The organism is Streptomyces sp. CA-111067, from assembly GCF_050956065.1.
GTDB lineage: Bacteria > Actinomycetota > Actinomycetes > Streptomycetales > Streptomycetaceae > Actinacidiphila.
The window spans coordinates 3,302,915-3,322,759 of sequence record NZ_CP192103.1 but is presented as its reverse complement, the minus strand read 5'-3'; the positions used below and the strand labels follow the sequence as shown (position 1 = coordinate 3,322,759).

Here is a 19,845-nt window from a genome sequence, read left to right as displayed (position 1 = left end):
CGGCCCGAAGGGGCAGTCTCTGCTGTTTCAGCCCTTGGAGGAGACCGCCAGGATCTCGGGGAGCCGGTCGAGGAGGCGGGGAGCGGTGAAGTGGAGGGATGCCGCTGCCATGGCTATGCCATACAACGCGCCTACCGGAAGTGCGAGCCACAGCAGCCCGTGATGACCCGTCACGTGAAGCACGATCACCGGCACCAGCACCGGGAGGCAGAGCCCCGCCCCGCTCGCCGTCCCGCCGAAGAGGTTGAGCGCGACCAGACCGCCCTGCCCGGGCGCCCCGTTCGCGAACGGGTTGTTGTCGCCGGGCACCGCGTACGGATACCGCACGCTCGCGTACGCCCCCGTGGCGATCAGCGAGCCCAGGAAGGCGAACGCCAGGCCCAACGTCTCGGGCAGCGCCTCCACCCTGCCGAGCAGTACCGCCGCGCCCGCCGTCACCACCGTGACGTAGGGCACCGCGATCAGCGCCAGCGTGAGGGCCCGGCCGCGCAGCTCCAGGCCCGCGTCCCGCCGGGTGCCGATGGTGGCCGCGACCGTCCAGAACGACGAGCCGTCCATGCCGAACTGGTTGTACATCTGCATGCCGAGCAGCCCCGCCGCCCACAGGCACTGGTACACCGTGCCGTGCTGGACCACCGCGACCAGCGGCAGCAGCAGCCCCACCGCGAGCCCGGTGACCAGCGACGCCTTGGCCCGCGGATCGCGCCACATGTAGCGCAGTTGGCGTTCCATCACCGGCCGGGTGCGGCCGGCCACCAGGCGGGTGGGCAGCAGCACGGACAGCGACCGCGTCCGGCTCGCGCCCGCCGTACGCTCCGGCTCCCCCTGGAGGGTGGACGCGTCCGGCGACACCATCAGCTTGAACAGGCTCAGGTACCACCAGCGCAGTACCAGCCCGAGCGCCAGCACGGTGACCGCCAACTGAACGGCGGCCAGCCCGTACGCCCCGCGCCCGGTGGAGCGCACCGCGTCGACCGCGGTGGCCGGCGGGATCCAGCGCAGCACGTCGGCCGTGGAGGACGCCCGGTGCAGGCCGTCGTCGGACGACAGCGAGTTGGCCCCGAGGTTGATCAGCTGCGCGCCGACGGCGATGAACACCCCGCTGAGCACCGCCAGATCGCGCCCCTTGCGGCTGGTGAGCAGCCGGGTGTTGGCCGCGGCCACCGCCCGCGACAGCGCCACGCACAGCAGCAGCGTCAGTGCCACCGCGAGCACCGCGACGACGGCCGCCGCCACGCCGTGCGCCACCGCGATCACCGTGCCGGTCGCCACCAGCAGCGTGAACAGCGGCCCGACGCCTATCAGCGAGGACACGATGAGCGCGGTGACCAGCGGGCGCGGGCGCAGCGGCAGCATCGACAGCCGGGTCGGGTCGAGGGTGTCGTCGCCGCCGAAGAAGAACAGCGGCATCACCGTCCACCCCACGCCGAGCACCACGGCCACGGTGATGGCGGCGGCCGGCGCGTAGTCGTTGTCACGCAGCGCGATCATCGCGGCGCCGTTGCCGAGCGCGTAGAGCATCGCGAAAGCGACGCCGATCGACCAGCCGACCGTACGGCCGCGCGACTGCCGCAGCCCGTTGCGCAGCAGCGACAGCTTCAGCCGGACGAAGACCGGGGTGATGGACGCCGGCCGGCCGGATCGGGGCGCGGGCGCCGGGGGATCGGTGAAGACCGCCGGGGCCGCGCTCATCGCCTGCCGCCGCTCAGCCAGTCCAGGTCGTCCTGGCCCTCCCGCCGCTCCGCGCCGACCAGGGACAGGAACGCGTCCTGGAGGGTGGGCGCCTCGCCGCGGACCTCGGCGAGCGGGCCGCGGGCCACGATCCGGCCGGCCGCCATCACCGCGACCCAGTCGCACAGGCTCTCCACCAGCTCCATCACATGCGAGGAGAACACGACCGTGCCGCCCGACTCCGTGTAGCGCTCCAGCACGCCCCGGATGACCTGCGCGGACACCGGGTCGACGCCCTCGAACGGCTCGTCGAGGAACAGCACTTCGGGGTTGTGCAGCAGGGCCGCGGCGAGACCGATCTTCTTGCGCATGCCGGTGGAGTAGTCGACCACCAGCTTGTGCTGCGATCCGGCCAGGTCGAGCACGTCCAGCAGCTGGCCGGCCCGCTTGTCGACCTCGTCACCGGGCAGGCCGCGCAACCGGCCGGTGTATCCGAGCAGTTCGCGGCCCGAGAGCCGCTCGAAGAGCCGCAGGCCCTCGGGGAGCACGCCGATCCTGGACTTCACCCCGACCGGGTCCGACCACACGTCCCGGCCCACGATCCGCACGCCGCCGTCGTCGGGGCGCAGCAGGCCGGTGATCATCGACAGCGTCGTGGTCTTGCCCGCCCCGTTGGGCCCGACCAGGCCGATGAACCGCCCGGCCGGCAGTTCCAGGCTGATCCCCGCGACGGCCACCTGCTCGCCGAACCGCTTCCACAGCCCGCGCACCACCACCGCGGGCTCGTCCCCGCCGCCGGCGGCCTGCCCGGCCGTGTATCCGCCGCCCGCCGTCTCCCGCTGCCCTTCCATCCGTGGCACCTCTCCCCGTTCGTGCCGGTGAGCGCCACCGGTCAGGGGGCGCCCGTACGCACCTTCGTACGTACAACAACCCTAGACGGGACCACGGACAGTGACGATCGATCTGAGCGAGCCTTGAGCCTGCCCGGCTCAGAACCCCGGCTAAGAACCCCGGCCCAGAACCCCGGCTCAGAACCCGGGCTCAGAACTCCGGCCCGGAACCCCGGCCCGGAACCCGGGCTCAGCGCACTCGCTCAGCGCCCCCGCGCCGCCACCGCGTCCCGCCCGCACGCGTACGCCAGCGGGCTCACCAGCTCCTCCACGTCCGGCAGCCAGCGGTTCAGGGCCGTGGGCTCCCTGGCCCACTGCGCCGAGCCGCCCGCGCCCACCCGGGTCGGCGGCGCGACCACCCAGTCGCCCTCGCCGCGTACCACCAGGTCGAGCGCCGAGGCCGTCAGGCCAAGCCTGGCCAGCAGTTCGGGCACCTTGGCGGTGGCGCCGGGCAGCACGAAGAAGATCATCCGGCGGGCGGGCGTGCCGATCACCGGGCCGAGCGGCAGGTCCATCCGCTCCATCCGGGCCAGCGCCAGGCACCCCGCGCCCTCCGGCACGTCGATCGCGTCGAACGCCCGCCCGGTCGGCAGCAACACCGAGGCCAGCGGCTGCCGTTGCCACATCCGGCGGGCCGCCGGGCCGCTGCCGCCGGCCTGCGAGGACCAGTCGGGCCTGGTCGGGTGGGCGCCGGGGGCCGGGCAGGCGGCCGACCCGCACGAGCAGCGCCGTACGCCGGCCGCGTCGGTCTCCAGCCAGGCACCCGGCAGCACGTCCCAGTGCCGCTCCTGCGCGTAGCGGACCGCAGAGTCGAGCAGTTCGCCGGTGAGCCGGCCCGGCGCTCCGATGGTGTCTTCCACGCGCTGCACAACTTCGCTCACCTGCGGGGGTTACGGGGCGGAGCCGAGGTGGTGCGTCCGCGGCTCATGACGGGCGCACTGGTGCACGCCTGGGGGCGCGCACGGGCAGCGGGCACCGGATCCGGGTAGGCACTCAGGGTCCGCACGGCGGCAGACCCCATCTGCCGCACGGCGGACGGCCCTTGTCCGGCCACCGTCCGGTCAGAGTCCAGTCGTACGCCGATTCATCGAAAAAACATGGCATCACACCACATCGCACCGTATGACACCCGAATCCACCGGATCGCACCGCATCTTTCGCCCGCAGGGTGGGAAGTCTTCCGCACACAGAGCCGTACGAGGGGGAACTGATGGCCGCACGACCACTCGTGGCGCGGCAGCCGAACGAACGGCTCCAGGCGCTGATCCAGGAGGCCGGCTGCTCCAACGCGGGGCTGGCCCGCAGGGTCAACATGTGCGGGGCGGAACACAGCCTCGACCTGCGCTACGACAAGACGTCGGTGGCCCGCTGGCTGCGTGGCCAGCAGCCGCGCGGACGCGCCCCCGGCATCATCGCCGAGGCGCTCGGCCGCAAGCTCGGCCGCGCGGTGTCCATCGACGAGATCGGGATGGCCAACGGCAAGAACCTGGCCACCGGCATCGGCCTGCACTTCGCGCCCACCGTGCTCGGCGCGATCGAGCAGGTCTGCGAGCTGTGGCGCAGCGACGTCGGCCGCCGCGACTTCCTCACCGGCTCCACGGTGGCCGCCTCCGCGCTGGTCGAGCCCAGCCGCGACTGGCTGATCACCCGTCCCGACCAGGGCGTCGCCCGCAACGGCGGGGCCAGGGTGGGCATGGCGGACGTCGAGGCGGTCAAGGCCACCACCCAGGCGCTCACCGAACTCGACCACCGCTTCGGCAGCGGCCACGTCAGGCCGGTGGTGGTGCACTACCTCAACAGCGTCGTCTCCGGGCTGCTGGCCGGCACCTACCGCGAGGCGGTCGGCCGCGAACTGTTCGGCGTCGTCGCCCGGTTGACCGAACTCGCCGGATACATGGCCGTGGACACCGGCCAACCCGGCCTGGCCCAGCGCTACTACATCCAGGCGCTGCGGCTGGCTCAGGCGGCCGGCGACCGCGGCTACGGCGGCTACATCCTCGCCGCGAGCATGAGCCACCTGGCCGCCGCGCTCGGCAATCCGCGGGAGATCGCCCAACTCGCCCGCGCCGCGCAGGAAGGCGCCCGCGGCCAGGTCACCGCCACCGCGGAGGCGATGTTCTACGCCGCCGAGGCCCGCGGCCACGCGCTGCTCGGCGACGCCCGCACCTTCACCACCGTGGCGGGGCTGGCGGTTGACGCCATGGAGCGCTCGCGGCCGGAGGAGGACCCGCCGTGGATCGCGCACTTCGACCACGCCTACCTCGCCGACGAACTGGCGCACTGCCACCGCGACCTGGGCCAGGCCGCGCCCGCCGTACGCCGCGCGGAGGAGGCGCTCGCCGCGCACCCGGAGTCCCGTTCCCGGCGGCGCGCGATCGACCTGCTGCTGCTCGCCGACGCGCACGTACAGCAGCGCGAGCTCGAACTCGCCTGCCACACCGGCATACAGGCCGTCACCCTGCTCTCCGGGCTGCGCTCCAACCGCGGCGCCGAATACCTGGAGGACTTCCGGCAGCGGCTCGAACCGTTCGCCGCGGAGCCCGTGGTGCGGGAGTTCGGCGCCCGGTTGGAGGAGCAGGAGGCCGCGTGAGCGGAGGCGGGGTGACGCTGCCGCAGGAGCCGCGTGACGGTACTGGCGTGCCGGAGTTCCCGAAAGCCGCATAAGGGACGGCGGTACGAGCGCGGTGCGCCCGGCGGGGGAGGAGTGCGAGGTCACACGCCGGGGTAGCCGAGGCATTGCCGGGTGTTCCGGTTGGCGCCAGTACCGAATCGTTATCTGACCGGCGCCCCAGGTCGGCGGCCCGGCAAAGCGCTGAGCAGGCCCGGCGGCGGGCGCCCGGCCGGCCGTCCGGCGCGCACCGGGGGCAGGCGGCGAGGCGCTCACTCGTTCGGGTAAGTGTCGGCGGCCTGAGTTCACCCGGTAGCGTGTGCAGACGTCCACGACAGGGTAGAGGCGGGAGTTAGCGGCGATGCACAGCAACGGACGCGGCGAGGAAACACCCGAACCGTACCGGGGCGTCGTTCTCCCCGCCGAGCAGCAGCCCCCGGCCTACGGCGAGCACGTCCAGCCGGCCGGCGGCGCCCCCTGGGGCAGCCCGAGCCCGGGGCAGGCCCCGCCGCAGCAGCCGGAACCCGCGGACGCGACGCAGATGCTGCCCCCGTACCCGGGCGAACTGCCGCCGCCGCCCGTCCCGATCGCCGACGCCACCCAGATGCTGCCGCCGTACCCGGGCGACGCCCCGGGCGGCCGCGCGCCGATGGCCGGCCCCGGGCCGATACCCCCGCCGCCGCAGCAGCCGCCGCTGCCCCCGCAGGCCGCCCACGACGAGGGCCGCCGGATGATCCCCGAACCGCCGCCCGCCGAGGCCACCCAGGCGCTGCCGCTGTCGATCTTCCACGACGACGAGCCGCAGCAGCAGGCCGGCTACCAGGGCGGCTACGACCCCTACGAGCAGCAGGGCCGGCAGGAGCCGCAGCAGCAGCCGTACGGGCAGCAGCAGTACGGCCAGGGCTCGTACGACGAGGGCTCGTACGGGCAGCAGCAGTCGTACGGCGGCCAGGGCGGCTACCAGCAGCAGGGCTACGACCAGCAAGGCCAGGGGCAGGGCCCCGGTCCGGGCCAGGGCTACGAGCAGGGCTACGAGCAGCAGGGACCGCAGCCCGCGCCGCAGAACGACAGCGACTACGACCACCTCTTCCGCAACGACGTACCCGGCCCCGAACCGCTGCGGCAGCGCATCATCCAGCCGCCGAGCCAGAACCAGCAGGGCGGGGCGCCGTACGGGCAGCCGCAGTTCGGCCAGCAGCAGTACGAGCAGCAGCAGCCGTACGAGCCCGGCTACGACGGCTACGACGACGGCGGCTCCCGGGGCGGCGGCCGGCGCCGGATGTCACCCGGTGTGATCATCGGCATCACGGTGGCCGGTCTCGCGGTGGCCGGCCTGATCGTCGGCGCGCTGATGAACAGCGGCGGCGGCTCCGGCGGCAGCGGCAACGTGGCCGACAAGACCACCTCCGCCGCGGCCTCCACCAAGCCGAGCGCGTCGGCGTCCACCGGAAGCAGCGCCCCGGCCGTCGACAACGCGACCAAGCAGCAGGCGCAGGCGCTCGACTCGCTGCTCAACACCAGCGGCGCCAGCCGCAGCGCGGTGGTCGGCGCGGTCGAGTCGATCAAGAACTGCAAGAACCTCGGCGCGGCGGCCACCGCCCTGCGGTCCGCCGCGACTCAGCGCACCGGCCTGGTCACCCAGCTCGGCACGCTGTCGGTGGACCGGCTGCCCAACCACGCGGCCCTCACCGACGCGCTCACCAAGGCATGGCAGGCGTCCGCCGCCGCCGACGGCCACTACGCGAGCTGGGCCGACCAGGCCGCGGCCGCGCACGGCAAGGTGTGCAAGGGCGGCCACGCGCGCAACACCACCCAGTCGCAGGCCGCGAACAACTCCAGTGGCACCGCCACGTCGGAGAAGAAGAAGGCGGTCAAGCTGTGGAACAGCATCGCCACCAAGTACGGCCTGACCAAGCGGGAGTACAGCCAGCTCTAGCGGTACGGCGGCGGGGCCGGCCCGGGCCGGCGGGGCCGCGCGGGCGGGTTCGGCCGGCTGACGCGGGCCCCCGGGCGAGGCTGGTCGGCGCGGGCCGCGGCCCCGGTCAGTTCTTGGTGTCCCGCAGGGTCGCCGCCACGTTGACGAAGCCGGGCCTGGCCTGCACCAGCGTGCCGTCCTTGACCACCTGGTAGGTGATCGAGGAGTTCACCATCCTGGGCTGGCTCGGGACGTTGAGCGTGTCGTCCAGCGACCAGCCGAGGGTGGGCGTGAGGCCGCCGGTGCTCAGGCCGGTGGTGCGGTCCATCGCCAGCCGTACGCCGGCGGCGTTCACCTTCGTGCCGTGGTCCATGGCGCGGACGACCTTGGCGAAGACGTCGTACGCGATCCAGGTGGTCTGCACCCCGGGGTCGGAGGCCTCGATCCGGTTGTCGCCGAAGGCGTACTTGGTGATGGCGGCCTTCATCGGGTTCCACTTCGGGTCGGCGGTCGCCGGGTACCAGCCGGTGACGTACGCGCCCTCCAGCGGGCTGGCGGCGCCGCCGGTGGAGTCGACCAACGACTGCTGGACGCTGCCGAGCACCGAGGACACCCGGACCTTCGGCTTGTTGTCGCCGGTCCTGCGCAGCGCGTCGAAGAACGTACTGGTGTGGTCGCCGAGCACCGCGGACACGCAGCTGGTGGGCTTGTTGTCGCCGACCGACCGGGCGGCCGGGTCGGTGTAGTCCGACACGTCGTCGGCCGTCGGGATGTCCCGCGCCGGTGCACGCCGGCCGGCCGCCAGGCCCTGGTCGAGGAAGATCGGGAACTGGTCGCCGGTGATCGTGTCCGGCCGGACCAGTGTCACCTTCTTGCACACGTCCGCCAGCTGGCGGCCACTTCCTGCCAGCAGCGCGGGCAGTCCGCCGTTGATCGGGTAGGACATGGGACTCTGGAACTCGTTCTGGGTGATCCCGTAGCCGCCGATGTACGGGATGCCGGCCGCCGTCAGCTCCGCCACGAAGATCGACCCCTGCTCGCTGTACGAACCGACGACGGCGACCGCTTTGGCCTTCTCCGCCCGCTGCTCGCAGCCGGCGAGGGCGGCAGGCAGGTTGCCCTCGTTGCAGGTGAGGACCCTCAGCTTGCGCCCGTTCAGCCCGCCCTGGTCGTTGACGTACTTCTGGAAGACCTGCGCCATGGCCAGCATCCCCGGCATGTTGGTGGCCTTGGTGTCCTCCGGAGCCCAGGTCATCACGACGATCGGGCCCTCGGAGCCCCCCGAGACCCCGGGGACCACTCCGCAGGCACCGAGCAGCGCAGCTGCGGCGAGCAGAGGGGCCGCCGCTCGTATGGACTTCCGTGTGCGCCGTTCCGTCATGTAGCTGGAAGATTCCGGTCCACGCCCAACGCGCGGGTTGCCTTGCCCAAACGAAAGGCCACGTTCGGGTGAATTACGGGCGCCAATGTGACGCCACGTACGATCTCGGCTTGTGCAAGGTTCTATGAAGTCTTCCCGCCGCGGGCGCCCCTCCTCCACGATGGGGGGTATGCCCCTCAACGACATGCCGTGGTGGCGCTGGCGCAGCAATGTGCGCTCCGCGCTGCACATGATCAGCGACCCGGAGTTCCAGCGCGAGGTCTGGCAGACCGGCCGCGAGGGATACGGCGACGTCACCGACGCCGTGTACCGCCTGGTGGAGGACACCTGGCTGGACAACTGGTCGGCGGAGAAGTACGTCGGCACGATCTTCCGCGACTCGCAGGAGGCCGCGCTGGTCGACGTCGCGGTGCTGCGGGTGCTGAAGATCCTGCACCAGGTCGGCGCCGACGCCCCGGCCAGTGCCTACCTGGAGCACCACGCGTGGCCGGAGGCGGTACGCGCGGCGCGCGAGGCGCACATCCGGCTGGCCGGCGCCGACGGGGACGACCCCGACACGCCGCCGCGCTCGCTGGAAGTGCTGGCGATCTACAACCGGACGGTGTGACGGGCGCTTCTGCGCGGGGCGGGCACCTCTGTGCGTGGCGGCGGGCCCTCCTGTACGTGCCGGGCGCCGTCGTGCGGGGGCCGGCGTTCCGGAGGGCGGAACGCCGCGCCGGACGGCGGGCCGGTGTGCGAGGCTGGCGCCGTGACCGAACAGCCGCCGCAGGCCGACACCCCTGACTACGCCGTCGTCCCCGACACCGCCCCCGAGGGAGGCGGCGCGGACCCGGAGTACGTCCTCACCCTGTCCTGCCCGGACAAGCAGGGCATCGTGCACGCGGTCTCCAGCTACCTCTTCATGACCGGCTGCAACATCGTGGACAGCCAGCAGTTCGGCGACAACGACACGGGCCTGTTCTTCATGCGGGTGCACTTCTCCGCCGAGAACGTCGTCACCGCCGAGCGGCTGCGCGCGAGCTTCGCAGCGGTGGGCAGCGCCTACCACATGGACTGGCGGATCCACCCGTCGCAGGAGCGCATGCGGATCATCCTCATGGTCAGCAAGTTCGGGCACTGCCTCAACGACCTGCTGTTTCGCGCGAGCATCGGCGCGCTGCCGGTGGAGATCGCCGCCGTGGTCTCCAACCACACCGACTTCCGCGAGCTGGTCGGCTCCTACGGGGTGCCCTTCCACCACATCCCCGTCACCCGGGACACCAAGGCGGCCGCCGAGGCCGAACTGCTGACCCTGGTGGAGAAGGAGGGCGTGGAACTGGTGGTGCTCGCCCGCTATATGCAGGTGATCTCCGACGACCTGTGCAACAAGCTGCCCGGCCGGATCATCAACATCCACCACTCGTTCCTGCCGAGCTTCAAGGGCGCCAAGCCGTACCACCAGGCGCACGACCGGGGCGTCAAGCTGATCGGCGCCACCGCGCACTATGTGACGGCCGCACTGGACGAGGGGCCGATCATCGAGCAGGAGGTCGAACGGGTCGGGCACCAGGTCACGCCGGCCCAGCTGGTCGCCATCGGCCGCGACGTGGAGTGCCAGGCGCTGGCCCGCGCGGTGAAGTGGCACAGCGAGCACCGGGTGCTGCTCAACGGCCGCCGGACGGTCGTCTTCGCCTGACACCCGGCCCCACGGCCTGGTCCGTGTGGCCGGTCTTCGGCCTCGCTGCCGGGAGCCGGATCCGGTCAGAGCCGGGACATGGACGCCGCCGCGAACAGCACATCGCGTACGACATCCCGGTCGCCCTCCTGACCGGCCGCGACGTCGTCCGGCTCCAGATGCCCGGCCGCGAGCTGGCAGAACTCCATGCTGTCCATCGCCACATGCGCGACCATCTCGTCCGGCGACGCCACCGCTCCCGGCGAGTCGAGCGACACCCACCACTCACCGCCGCCGTGCCCCTCCACCTCAAGGCGCATCGAACGGCCCGGCGCGCCCGCCGCCACCAGCCGGGCCGGCCAGGCGGTCAGCCCGGCCCGACGGCGGCCGGCCAGCGCCTCGGGCAGCATCCGCGCCGCCAGATCGACCATCAGCCCCAGATGCCGCGGGGCCGGCGGGTCATACGGGTAGGCCACCGCGTCCGCGATGTCGGTGGCATGGATCCAGCACTCGAACGCCCGGTCCACGAACGCGTCCCGCATCGGCAGCGCGAACGAGCCGTAGTCCACACCGAGGTCGGCCACCCCGCCGTCGGCGAAGGAGACCGTACGCACCAGGGCGTGGCTCTGCTCCCGCCACGCCGTACGCAGCTGCTCGCCGGACAGGTCGCCCTGCGTCGCCCAGTGCGCCGACGTGCGCGCCTGCGGGTCGAGCGGCAGGTCGTCCGGAACGTCACCCGTCCCGGGCGGCAGCACCAGACCCGACGCCCGCGCGCCCGTCGCCGGCTGCCCGGGCTCGTCGTCCGCGGCTCCCTCGGTGTCCAGACCGGAGGCGGGCAGGCCGAGCGCCCGGCCCAGCAGGCCGTCCACCGCGGTGAGGTGGGCGATCACCTGGCCGACGGTGAACTCCCGCTTCACCGAACGGCCCTGGTACCAGCGCAGTTCGACCGGCTCCTTCCAGTACCCGTCGCCGAGGTCGCGCAGCAGCGCGTCCAGCCGGGCGGCCTCCGCGTCATAGGGGCTCGCCCACTCCGGCACCGGGATCCGTGCCGGGCGGCGGCCGAGGCACCCTTCGAGCACCCGGGCCCGCAGCAGCGGATTCAGGTCGAGCGACTCCTCCTGGTGCAGCAGCCCGACCGCGTCCCGAAGCCGCAGCGCCTCATCCGCGCAGGTCGCGCAGTCGGTGAGGTGCACCTCGACGGCCAGCGACTCGTCCGTCGAGCAGACCGTCAGCGCCCACGCGCCGAGCAGCGACTTGAGCGTGCCGTGGTCGAACTGCACCGGCCGCGGCTGCGACGACCCCAGGACCCGGGTCCGGGCCGGCAGCCGCGGATCGCGGGGGAGCTCGCTCCCGGGGAAGTCCTCGTCCTCGGCCGCGGGTTCGGCCGGGGTATCGGCGGCGGTCCCGGGTCCTGGGGTCTCGGGTTGGGTCTCGGCCGGGGGCGGCGCCGGGAACTCAGGTGTCGGGCCGTCGTCCGGCTGTGCCCGCTGGCTCGGCACCCGGGGCCGGTCGCCGCTGTCCTCGCCGTCGGAGTGGCCCTCGCCGTTGCGGAACGCCGGGCCGCTCATCGCAGCCCCCGCGGCCCGCGGCTATCCAGGGACCGGTCGGCGCCGCCCGCGTCGGCGCCCGGATCCATCGCGGTGGACAGCAGTTGCAGTCCCAGCCGCAGCCGGCGCCGCGCCTCGTCCTCGCTGACCCCGAGATCGACCGCCGCGGTCCGGTAGTCGAGCCGCTCCCGGTAGGCGAGCTGGAGCGCGACCCGCAGCGGCTCCGGCATCGAGGTGACGATGAAGTCCGCGCGGGCCGCGGTGTTGGCCTCCCGGACCCGGTCCTCCACCTCGGCCGCACTGGACCGGCCCCGGTTCTCGTACTGCCGCAGCCGGTGCACCGCGTGCCGTTGGGTGAGCGCGGCCAGCCAGGCGCGCAGCGAACCGTGCTTCGGCTCGTACGCGTCCGGGTTCTCCCAGACGTAGCCGAACACCTCACGGGTGACCTGGTCGGTGGCCTCGTCGTCATCCAGCACCCGGTGCGCCAGGCCGTGCACCAGCGACGCGTACCGGTCGTAGAGCTCGCCGAGAGCGGCCTCCTCGCCACGCGCCAACCGCTGCTGCATCTTGCGGTCCCAGCGCGGTGGTGCGGGTGTCGTCATCCGCCGGCCCCCTGCCTTGTCGCCTCTGCCCGTCGCCTTACCCGTCGCCCCGTTGGTCGTCCTGCCGGTCGCTCCGCCCCGCCGGTCCGCTCTCCGATGACCGGCCGGCCGGACACCGACCGTAGTGGAGTGCGTGCTCCTTGTCCGAATGCGCTCTCCCGACGTTACCGGCCGCCCGCGGAGGAGTGCGCCCCTTTGCACCAACCTGGCGCCGCATGTGATCGGTTTTGGCTCTCTGTTATGTGTGTGTGACCGGAACATTGCAGGGTTACGGCTGAGAACGGGCATAGGCTCGTAGAGATGACATTGCTGAACTCGACGGCGAGGCGAGGTGGGAACCGGTGCTGGTGACCCAGGCCGAGCGAGAAGGCTGGGTGGTGGTGACGGTCGCGGGCGAGATGGACCTCATCTCGTCGCCCGCGGTCCGGCAGAAGGTGCACGACGCGGTCGCCGACGGCCGCCGCAGCCTGGTACTCGACCTCGCTGACGTGCGCTTCTGTGACTCCAGCGGAGTCGGAGTCCTGATCGGCGCCCGCCGGCTGATGCGATCCTGCGCGGGACGGCTGCGGATCGTCCTCCCCGAGCAGGGCGCGACCGAACTCGACACCCCCACCGACGGCTACGGTGGCGGCACGCATGTCAACCGGGTACTGGCTGCGCTGGGCGTACGCCGGCTCTTCGAGGTCTACCCCGACCTGGCGGCGGCCACGGACGACACCGCTCGCCCGCTCTCCGCCTGACTCATTCGTTCATCTTTCTCCTTCCTCGGGCCCTGCTGCGGGCCCGTCTTCGAAATCTCCGGGTTCTCCGGGTTCTTTCTGGTCAGCCGGCACCTGCCGTACCGCGTATCCGGCCAGTGACGGTTCCAGCCGGGCGAACGCGGCGACCGCGGTCCGGTCGAGCGCCGCGAACAGCTCGTCCTTCGTGTCCCCCGACCGCACCCGGCGCTGCGCCTCGCCGAACAGCAGCCGGAGCACCGTGCTGAGCTGGGCGGCTGCGTGCCGCGGCTCGAAGCAGTCCGCCTGCTCGCCGGTGGCCTCGGCGAGTACCACGGAGAGCGCCTGCTCCTGGTGCTCGAACATCTCCCGGAGCCGGGCACGCAGCACCGGACTCTGGTCGATCAGCCGGGTGAAGGCCGGCCGGGTCCAGCCGAGCAGCGCGTCCTGCCGCTGAACGGCCTGGAGGTAGTCACGGCGCACCGCGTCCAGTGCGGAGTCGCCGACGGGACGGGCGGCGACGGCGCGGGCGGGGCCGGTGATCACCTCTTCATGCATGTCGAAGAACAGGTCCTCCTTCCTCGGGAAGTAATTGGTGACGGTCATCTTCGAGACTCCGGCGGCATCGGCGACGTCGGCGATCGTCGTGCCCTCGAAGCCGTTGCGCAGGAACAGATCGGTGGCGGCGTGGGCGATCGTCTGCCGGGTCTGTTGCTTCTTGAACTCGCGGAGCTGGGCCATGGTTCCCACTTTACTTGGTCGGACCTAAAAAAGTGCTTGACCAATCGAGTGGGTCCGACCTAAAGTTAGGTCCATGAAGAAAAACGAGCAAGTCGACCGTCCGAACCTTCGTCTGATGTCCGTCCACGCCCACCCCGACGACGAGTCGAGCAAGGGCGCCGCCACTCTCGCGCACTACGCCGCGCACGGCGTCGAGGTCACCGTGGTGACCTGCACCGGTGGGGAGCGCGTTGATGTGCTCAACCCCCTCTTGGACACCCCCGAGGTCCGGGCCCGGCTCCCGGAGCTGCGAAAGCAGGAGATGGCCGCCGCCGCGGCCGTGCTGGGAGTGCGGCACCGCTTCCTCGGCTTCACCGACTCCGGGCTGCCCGGGGAAGGGGAGCCGCTGCCGCCCGACTGCTTCGCCAGGGAGGAGGTACCGGCCGCCGCGGAGCGGCTGGTGCAGGCGATAAGAGAGGTCCGGCCGCAGGTCGTCATCACCTACGACGAGTCCGGCGGCTACCCGCACCCCGACCACATCCAGACCCACCGGGTCACCACCGAGGCATTCGAGGCGGCCGGCGATCCGGACCGCTACCCGCAGGCGGGCCCGGCCTGGCAGCCGCTCAAGCTCTACTACCAAGTGGCCTTTTCGAGAGCGTGGTTCGCGACCCTGCACCGCGGCATGATCAGCCAGGGCGTGCCATCCGGTATGGGCGAGGTCCTGGACCACTGGCCGGACTGGGCTCCCGACCTGAGCCCCACCACCCGGATCGACTGCGCAGAGCACTTCGCCACCCGTGACCGCGCCTTCCGCGCCCACGCCACCCAGGCCGCCCCCGACAACCCCTTCTTCTCCCATCCCCGGGATCTTGAGCGCGCTCTGTGGCCGACCGAGGACTACGTACTGGCCCGCAGCCGGATCGCGGCTCGGCTGCCCGAGACAAACCTCTTCGCGGGCATCGGGGAATGAGGCCAGGATGAGTCCATGGTTCATCTCACCTTCGCCCAGGGCGACATCACCGAGCAGCACGTCGACGCCGTCGTCAACGCCGCGAATTCCTCACTCCTCGGCGGTGGAGGCGTCGACGGCGCCATCCACCGCAAGGGCGGCCCCGCCATCCTCGACGCCTGCCGAGAACTGCGGGCGTCGAAGTACGGGCGCGGACTGCCCACCGGGCAGGCGGTCGCGACCACCGCCGGCCGGCTGCCGGCCCGCTGGGTGATCCACACGGTCGGCCCGGTCTGGCAGCCGGGGGAGGACCGCTCCGAGTTGCTTGCCTCCTGCTACCGCGAATCGCTGCGCGTCGCCGATGAACTCGGCGCCACCAGCGTGGCCTTCCCCGCGATCTCCACCGGGGTCTACGGGTGGCCGATGGACGATGGCGCGCGGATCGCCGTCCGGACTGTGCGGGAGTCGGCAACCGCCGTGGACGAGGTGCGCTTCGTGCTCTTTGATGACGCTGCGTATGCGGCCTTCACCGCTCAGCAGCCAGAGTCCTGAGATCGAGCGCTGTTTGATTACGGAGCGTCCGCGCGGAGTTGTGTCCGATGCGTAACTTGTCAGGCGGTGGTGCATGGTTCCGGCTCGGGTACGCTCCATCGGGTGCGCGTACGTTCAGGGATCCCCGAAAGCGCCGCCCGGCTGGACCGGGCGGGGTCGGAGCCTTGGCGACGGAGCTCCCGCCGGGTGCGCGGCACAGTATGCGGTATGGCTACTCCGTTGCGCTGGAATATGCCCGAAGCGCTTGTTGGGGTGACTGTAGGTCAATCATGCTGTGTTAGGCCGAGATCACGCACGGTGATCTCGGGCAGGCGCGAGGCGTTGTGTCCGCCGGTTCGGATGGTGTGAGCAGTGCAGGTGCTTCAGGTGCAACTGGAGGTCGGGGTCGATCCCGCAGAGGTCGGCCGAGCCCGTCGGTGGGCGCGTTCCCGGCTGGTGGGTTCCGGCATAGGGGCCGACGAGCTGGTTGCCGAGACGCTGATCCTGCTGATCTCGGAGCTCGTCACCAACGCGGTGGTGCACACCGGTTGTCCCGCGGTGCTGCGGATGCTCTTCCCGGCCGCTCCCGCGGCCCCGGTACGGGTCGAGGTGGCCGACACCAGCGAGGCGCCGCCCGCCCCGCGGCACGCACAGCGAGACGAGACCGGTGGCCGCGGCCTGGAGTTGGTGGACGGCCTCGCGGACCGCTGGGGCTGGCAGCCTGAGGGTGCCGGCAAGCAGATCTGGTGCGAGGTCGACCGGTCGGTCACGGTAGCCCTGCGCTGACCCTGCCTTCGGCCTCCTGCCCCGGCTCCCTCTCTGGCCGCGCGCCGCGAGACTGGCTGGCGCCGGCCGCTCAGGTGCGGTGGGCGGCGGTGTGGAAGGTCCGGCGGTAGGCCGTCGGTGACACCCCGAGCGCCGACTGAAGATGCTGCCGCATCGAAGCGCCGGTACCGAAGCCGGACTGCTGGGCGACCTGATCGACGCTCAGGTCGGTGGATTCCAGCAAGTGGCGGGCGTGCTCGACCCGTTGCTGGGTCAGCCACTGCCCGGGGCTCATCCCGACCTCTTCCCGGAACCGCCGGGTGAAGGTGCGGACGCTCATGGATTCGCGGGCGGCGAGCTGCCGCAGGTTCAGCGGCTGGTCGAGCCGGTCGAGGGCCCAGGCCCTGGCCCGCTCGGTACCTGACAACTGCGGTTCGGGCAGCGGTCGGCGGATGTACTGGGTCTGGCCGCCGTCGCGGTGCGGCGGCACCAGGGTGCGGCGGGCGACGGCGTTGGCCACCGCCGTACCGAAGTCGCGGCGCACGATGTGCAGGCAGAGGTCGATGCCGGCGGCGACACCGCCGGAGGTCAGCACGTCGCCGTCGTCCACGTAGAGCACATCGGCGTTCACCTTGACGCTGGGGAACAGCCGTTGGAAGTGGTCGGCGTCGGACCAGTGGGTGGTGGCGGGCCGGCCGTCCAGCAGTCCGGCGGCGGCCAGCAGGAAGGAGCCGGTGCAGATCGACACGATCCGGGCGCCCGGCCGGATCCGGCCGAAGGCGGCCGCGAGCGGGGCGGGAAGCACCCCGTCGGTGAAGACGGTGCCGAGGGCGTAGGAGGCGGGGACGACCACCGTGTCGGCCTCGGCCAGCGCCTCGGGGCCATGGGTGACGACGATCGGGAAGTCGGCGTCGGTACGGACCTGGCCGGGGGCCAGGCTGCAGGTGACGAGCTCGTAGAGATTCCCGTCGTGGTCGGGGTGCCTGGCGCCGCCGAAGATCCGCAGCGGGATGCCGAGTTCGAAGGGGATGACGCCGTCGAGGGCGAAGACGGCGATCCGGTGCCGGTCCTGGTGCCGGAAGACCGTGGAAGGGGGTGTGTCCAGTGCGGGAGTTGGCGTGGCGGAGTGCGGGGAGACGGCCATGGCCCGATCCTTGCACATCATGTCCTTCGGGCCACTCGTCGCCCGGTGCCGGGCACAAGAGACTGATCCACGTGACGCAGACATCTCAAGCCGCCGCCGCAGGATCCGCCGTTCCGCCCGCTGAGGCCGAGGCCGGCGCCTCCGCCCCGACTGACGTTCCCGCCGGCCGCCCGCGCCGGCCGCGGGTGCACCGCGCCTGGCTGGTCGCGTTGGTCACCTTCGTGACGCTGATCGGCTCGGCGGCGTTCGCCTCGCTGCCCGGGCTGCTGATCGACCCGCTGCACACCGAGTTCGGCTGGTCGCGGGGCATGATCGGCTTCGCGGTGTCGGTCAACCTGGCGCTGTACGGGCTCACCGCGCCGTTCGCCGCCGGTCTGATGGACCGGTTCGGCATCCGGCGGGTGGTCGCCTGCGCGCTGCTGACCATCGCACTGGGCGCCGGACTGACCGTCAGGATGACCGAGAGCTGGCAGCTCGTGCTGTGCTGGGGCGTGCTGGTCGGCCTCGGCAGCGGCTCGATGGCGCTGGCCTTCGCCGCCACCGTCACCAACCGCTGGTTCGTGGCCCGCCGCGGCCTGGTCACCGGGATACTCACCGCCGGCGGCGCGGCCGGCCAGCTGGTGTTCCTGCCGCTGCTGTCCTGGATCACCGAGCACCACGGCTGGCGGCCGGCCGCCGCGCTGGTGTCGGGCGCCGCGCTCGCCGTCGTCCCGTTCGTCTGGCTGCTGCTCCGCGACCACCCCGCGGATGTGGGCCTGGCGGCCTACGGCGCCACCGAGTTCACCCCGAAGCCGCCACCGGTCACCGGGACCGGGCTGCGGGTGCTGCGCGCGCTGCGCGACGCGTCACGTACCGGTACGTTCTGGCTGCTGGCCGGCACCTTCGCGATCTGCGGCGCGTCCACCAACGGCCTGGTCAAGACGCACTTCGTGCCCGCCGCGCACGATCACGGGATGCCGGTCACGGCGGCGGCGTCGCTGCTGGCCGTCATCGGGGTCTTCGACATCGTGGGCACGGTGGCCTCCGGCTGGTTCACCGACCGGATATCGCCGCGCCGGCTGCTGGCGATCTACTACGGGCTGCGCGGCCTGTCGCTGATGTTCCTGCCGATGACGCTGGCCGACAGCGTGCACCCGCCGATGGTCCTGTTCATCGTCTTCTACGGCCTCGACTGGGTGGCGACGGTGCCGCCGACCATCGCCCTGTGCCGCGAGCACTACGGCGAGGACAGCGCGATCGTCTTCGGCTGGGTGCTGGCCTCTCACCAGATAGGCGCCTCGCTGGTGGCGTTCCTCGGCGGCGTCGCCCGGGACGCGCTGGGCTCCTACGACGTCGTCTGGTACAGCTCGGGCGCACTGTGCGCGCTGGCCGCCCTGATGTCGCTGGCCATCCGCGGCCGCTCGGCCGCCGCGCCCGCCGCCCCGGCCGTACTGCCTGCCGCGCTCTGAACGGCGGGCGGCCCGCGCCCGGAAGCCCTCAGCTGTGCCGGGCGACCGAGCGCGCGATCCGCCGCGCGTCCAGGGCCATCTCGCGGAACATGCCGCTGATCGGATTGGTGAAGCCGGTGAAGTACAGCCCCGGAGCGCCCGGCGGCGTGCGGGTGCCGTGCACCACCGGCCGGCCCCGGCCGTCGAGCACTCCCAGGTGACCGACCAGCGGTTCCAGTCCGCGCCGGTAGCCGGTGGCGCAGATGACGACCTCGGGGCTGATCCGGCTGCCGTCCGCGAGCCGCACCTTGTCAGCGTCGAAACCCTCGACAGCTGCGACGGGTTCGACCCGCCGCGAGCGTATGGCGTCGATCAGGCCGACGTCCTGTACGGGGATGGCGCCGTCCAGCACCCGCGCGTAGAGGCCGTGTTCGGGCCGGGCCAGGCCGTATTCGGACAGGTCAGGGACGCTGACGCGCTCGATGTACGGCGCCAGCCGGTCCACCAGCCGCGGCGGCAGCCGGCGTACCGCGATGCCGCTGGCCTGGGCCGGCCAGCCGGCGGTGGAGCGGCGCATGATGTGCGGCGGGGTGCGCACCGCGAGTCTGACCCGGCCGGCGCCGCCCTCCATCAGGTCCACGGCGATCTCCGCGCCGGTGTTGCCGACGCCGACGACGAGCACGTCCCGCCCGGCGTAGTCGCCCGCGTTGCGGTACCGGGCGGCGTGCAGCAGCTCGCCGGGGAAGGTGTCCAGGCCGGGCCAGTCGGGTATGTGCGGCGTGTGGTTGTGGCCGGTGGCCACCACGACGACCGGTGAGGTGAGCACCCGGCCGCCGTTGGCGGGCAGTTCCCAGCGGTCGCGGACCCGGTTCACCCGTTCCACGGTGATGCCGGTGGTCACCTCGAGCGCGTGGAACTCGGCGTACTGCTCCAGGTAGCGCACCACGTTGTCGCGGCCGACCCAGCGGCCGTACGCCCGCGGGATCGGCAGCCCCGGCAGCGCGGACAGCCGCCTGGTGGTGTGCAGGTGCAGCCGGTCGTAGTGGCCGCGCCAGGACGCGCCGAGCCGCTCCGCGCGTTCGAGCACCAGCGGCCGCACGCCCCGCTGCCGCAGCGCCGCCGCGGCGGCGAGTCCACCGGGGCCGGCCCCGATCACTATGGCGTCCGGCTCCGCGGTGCTCGCGGTGCCCGCGGAGACGCCCGGGGCGGCGGTGGTGGGGTCGGACATGGGGAACTCCCGGAGCCTGGTCCTGATCTGACGACGCCGCTCGTATACCCGGCGGTGGCGGCCGTACCCGGAGGTAACGGTCGGCGCGGGTGTG

The 19,845-nt window shown here is 72.4% G+C and carries 18 protein-coding genes; 9 read left to right on the top strand and 9 right to left on the bottom strand.

Annotation, left to right across the window (positions count from 1 at the left end):
* Positions 1–27 precede the first annotated feature (27 nt).
* The 3 genes from ACQPW6_RS14390 to ACQPW6_RS14380 all read right to left on the bottom strand — a co-directional run bounded on the left by ACQPW6_RS14390 (position 28) and on the right by ACQPW6_RS14380 (position 3,421).
* The gene (locus tag ACQPW6_RS14390) at positions 28–1,692 is read right to left on the bottom strand and encodes a transporter (RefSeq protein WP_433890009.1); all 1,665 of its coding nucleotides are present in this window, start codon (positions 1,690–1,692) and stop codon (positions 28–30) included.
* Positions 1,689–2,522, bottom strand: coding sequence for an ABC transporter ATP-binding protein (locus ACQPW6_RS14385; protein WP_433890008.1), 834 nt, complete (start codon positions 2,520–2,522; stop codon positions 1,689–1,691). The genes ACQPW6_RS14390 and ACQPW6_RS14385 overlap by 4 nt, the downstream gene beginning before the upstream one ends.
* Before the next feature lie 242 nt (positions 2,523–2,764).
* Positions 2,765–3,421 (bottom strand): bifunctional DNA primase/polymerase, encoded by a 657-nt coding sequence (locus ACQPW6_RS14380; RefSeq protein ID WP_433890007.1) that lies wholly within the window; start codon positions 3,419–3,421, stop codon positions 2,765–2,767.
* A gap of 350 nt (positions 3,422–3,771) precedes the next feature.
* On the opposite strand from ACQPW6_RS14380, the gene ACQPW6_RS14375 reads away from it, so the two are divergent.
* The gene (locus ACQPW6_RS14375) at positions 3,772–5,151 is read left to right on the top strand and encodes a transcriptional regulator (RefSeq protein ID WP_433890006.1); all 1,380 of its coding nucleotides are present in this window, start codon (positions 3,772–3,774) and stop codon (positions 5,149–5,151) included.
* 379 nt (positions 5,152–5,530) lie between these two features.
* Positions 5,531–7,105 carry a hypothetical protein gene (locus ACQPW6_RS14370; protein WP_433890005.1) on the top strand — a complete coding sequence of 525 codons (1,575 nt, stop codon included), beginning with the start codon at positions 5,531–5,533 and terminating at the stop codon, positions 7,103–7,105.
* Between the two features lie 106 nt (positions 7,106–7,211).
* Here the strand turns inward: ACQPW6_RS14370 and ACQPW6_RS14365 are convergent, their stop codons facing one another.
* Entirely contained in the window at positions 7,212–8,339 is a 1,128-nt protein-coding gene (locus tag ACQPW6_RS14365; protein WP_433890004.1) for an ABC transporter substrate-binding protein, read from the bottom strand.
* A gap of 250 nt (positions 8,340–8,589) precedes the next feature.
* On the opposite strand from ACQPW6_RS14365, the gene ACQPW6_RS14360 reads away from it, so the two are divergent.
* Positions 8,590–9,072, top strand: a complete 483-nt coding sequence (locus tag ACQPW6_RS14360; protein ID WP_433890003.1) for an SCO4402 family protein — start codon at positions 8,590–8,592, stop codon at positions 9,070–9,072.
* 141 nt (positions 9,073–9,213) lie between these two features.
* Positions 9,214–10,140 carry a formyltetrahydrofolate deformylase gene (purU, locus tag ACQPW6_RS14355; protein ID WP_433890002.1) on the top strand — a complete coding sequence of 309 codons (927 nt, stop codon included), beginning with the start codon at positions 9,214–9,216 and terminating at the stop codon, positions 10,138–10,140.
* Between the two features lie 65 nt (positions 10,141–10,205).
* Here purU and ACQPW6_RS14350 read toward each other — a convergent pair whose 3' ends face one another.
* Complete coding sequence (locus tag ACQPW6_RS14350; RefSeq protein ID WP_433890001.1) at positions 10,206–11,687, bottom strand: maleylpyruvate isomerase N-terminal domain-containing protein; 1,482 nt, start codon at positions 11,685–11,687, stop codon at positions 10,206–10,208.
* The gene (locus ACQPW6_RS14345) at positions 11,684–12,268 is read right to left on the bottom strand and encodes a sigma-70 family RNA polymerase sigma factor (protein WP_433890000.1); all 585 of its coding nucleotides are present in this window, start codon (positions 12,266–12,268) and stop codon (positions 11,684–11,686) included. Before ACQPW6_RS14345 ends, ACQPW6_RS14350 begins: the two co-directional genes overlap by 4 nt.
* A 347-nt stretch (positions 12,269–12,615) precedes the next feature.
* On the opposite strand from ACQPW6_RS14345, the gene ACQPW6_RS14340 reads away from it, so the two are divergent.
* Complete coding sequence (locus tag ACQPW6_RS14340; RefSeq protein ID WP_433894529.1) at positions 12,616–13,008, top strand: STAS domain-containing protein; 393 nt, start codon at positions 12,616–12,618, stop codon at positions 13,006–13,008.
* 9 nt (positions 13,009–13,017) lie between these two features.
* Here ACQPW6_RS14340 and ACQPW6_RS14335 read toward each other — a convergent pair whose 3' ends face one another.
* On the bottom strand, positions 13,018–13,725 hold the full coding sequence (locus tag ACQPW6_RS14335; RefSeq protein ID WP_433889999.1) for a TetR/AcrR family transcriptional regulator: 708 nt from the start codon (positions 13,723–13,725) through the stop codon (positions 13,018–13,020).
* A gap of 73 nt (positions 13,726–13,798) precedes the next feature.
* Here ACQPW6_RS14335 and mca point away from each other — a divergent pair, with 73 nt between their 5' ends.
* The 3 genes from mca (at position 13,799) to ACQPW6_RS14320 (ending at position 15,973) form a co-directional block, all read left to right on the top strand.
* Entirely contained in the window at positions 13,799–14,677 is an 879-nt protein-coding gene (gene mca / locus ACQPW6_RS14330) for a mycothiol conjugate amidase Mca (RefSeq protein WP_433889998.1), read from the top strand.
* A 15-nt stretch (positions 14,678–14,692) separates the two neighbouring features.
* Positions 14,693–15,208 (top strand): O-acetyl-ADP-ribose deacetylase, encoded by a 516-nt coding sequence (locus tag ACQPW6_RS14325; RefSeq protein WP_433889997.1) that lies wholly within the window; start codon positions 14,693–14,695, stop codon positions 15,206–15,208.
* 351 nt (positions 15,209–15,559) lie between these two features.
* Positions 15,560–15,973, top strand: a complete 414-nt coding sequence (locus ACQPW6_RS14320) for an ATP-binding protein (protein ID WP_433889996.1) — start codon at positions 15,560–15,562, stop codon at positions 15,971–15,973.
* Between the two features lie 70 nt (positions 15,974–16,043).
* Here ACQPW6_RS14320 and ACQPW6_RS14315 read toward each other — a convergent pair whose 3' ends face one another.
* Positions 16,044–17,096 (bottom strand): GlxA family transcriptional regulator, encoded by a 1,053-nt coding sequence (locus tag ACQPW6_RS14315; protein ID WP_433889995.1) that lies wholly within the window; start codon positions 17,094–17,096, stop codon positions 16,044–16,046.
* 71 nt (positions 17,097–17,167) lie between these two features.
* Between ACQPW6_RS14315 and ACQPW6_RS14310 the strand changes: the two genes are divergently transcribed.
* A complete protein-coding gene (locus ACQPW6_RS14310; RefSeq protein ID WP_433889994.1) occupies positions 17,168–18,544 on the top strand; it encodes an MFS transporter in 1,377 nt (458 codons plus the stop codon).
* 28 nt (positions 18,545–18,572) lie between these two features.
* Here ACQPW6_RS14310 and ACQPW6_RS14305 read toward each other — a convergent pair whose 3' ends face one another.
* On the bottom strand, positions 18,573–19,751 hold the full coding sequence (locus tag ACQPW6_RS14305; RefSeq protein WP_433889993.1) for a flavin-containing monooxygenase: 1,179 nt from the start codon (positions 19,749–19,751) through the stop codon (positions 18,573–18,575).
* Positions 19,752–19,845 lie beyond the last annotated feature (94 nt).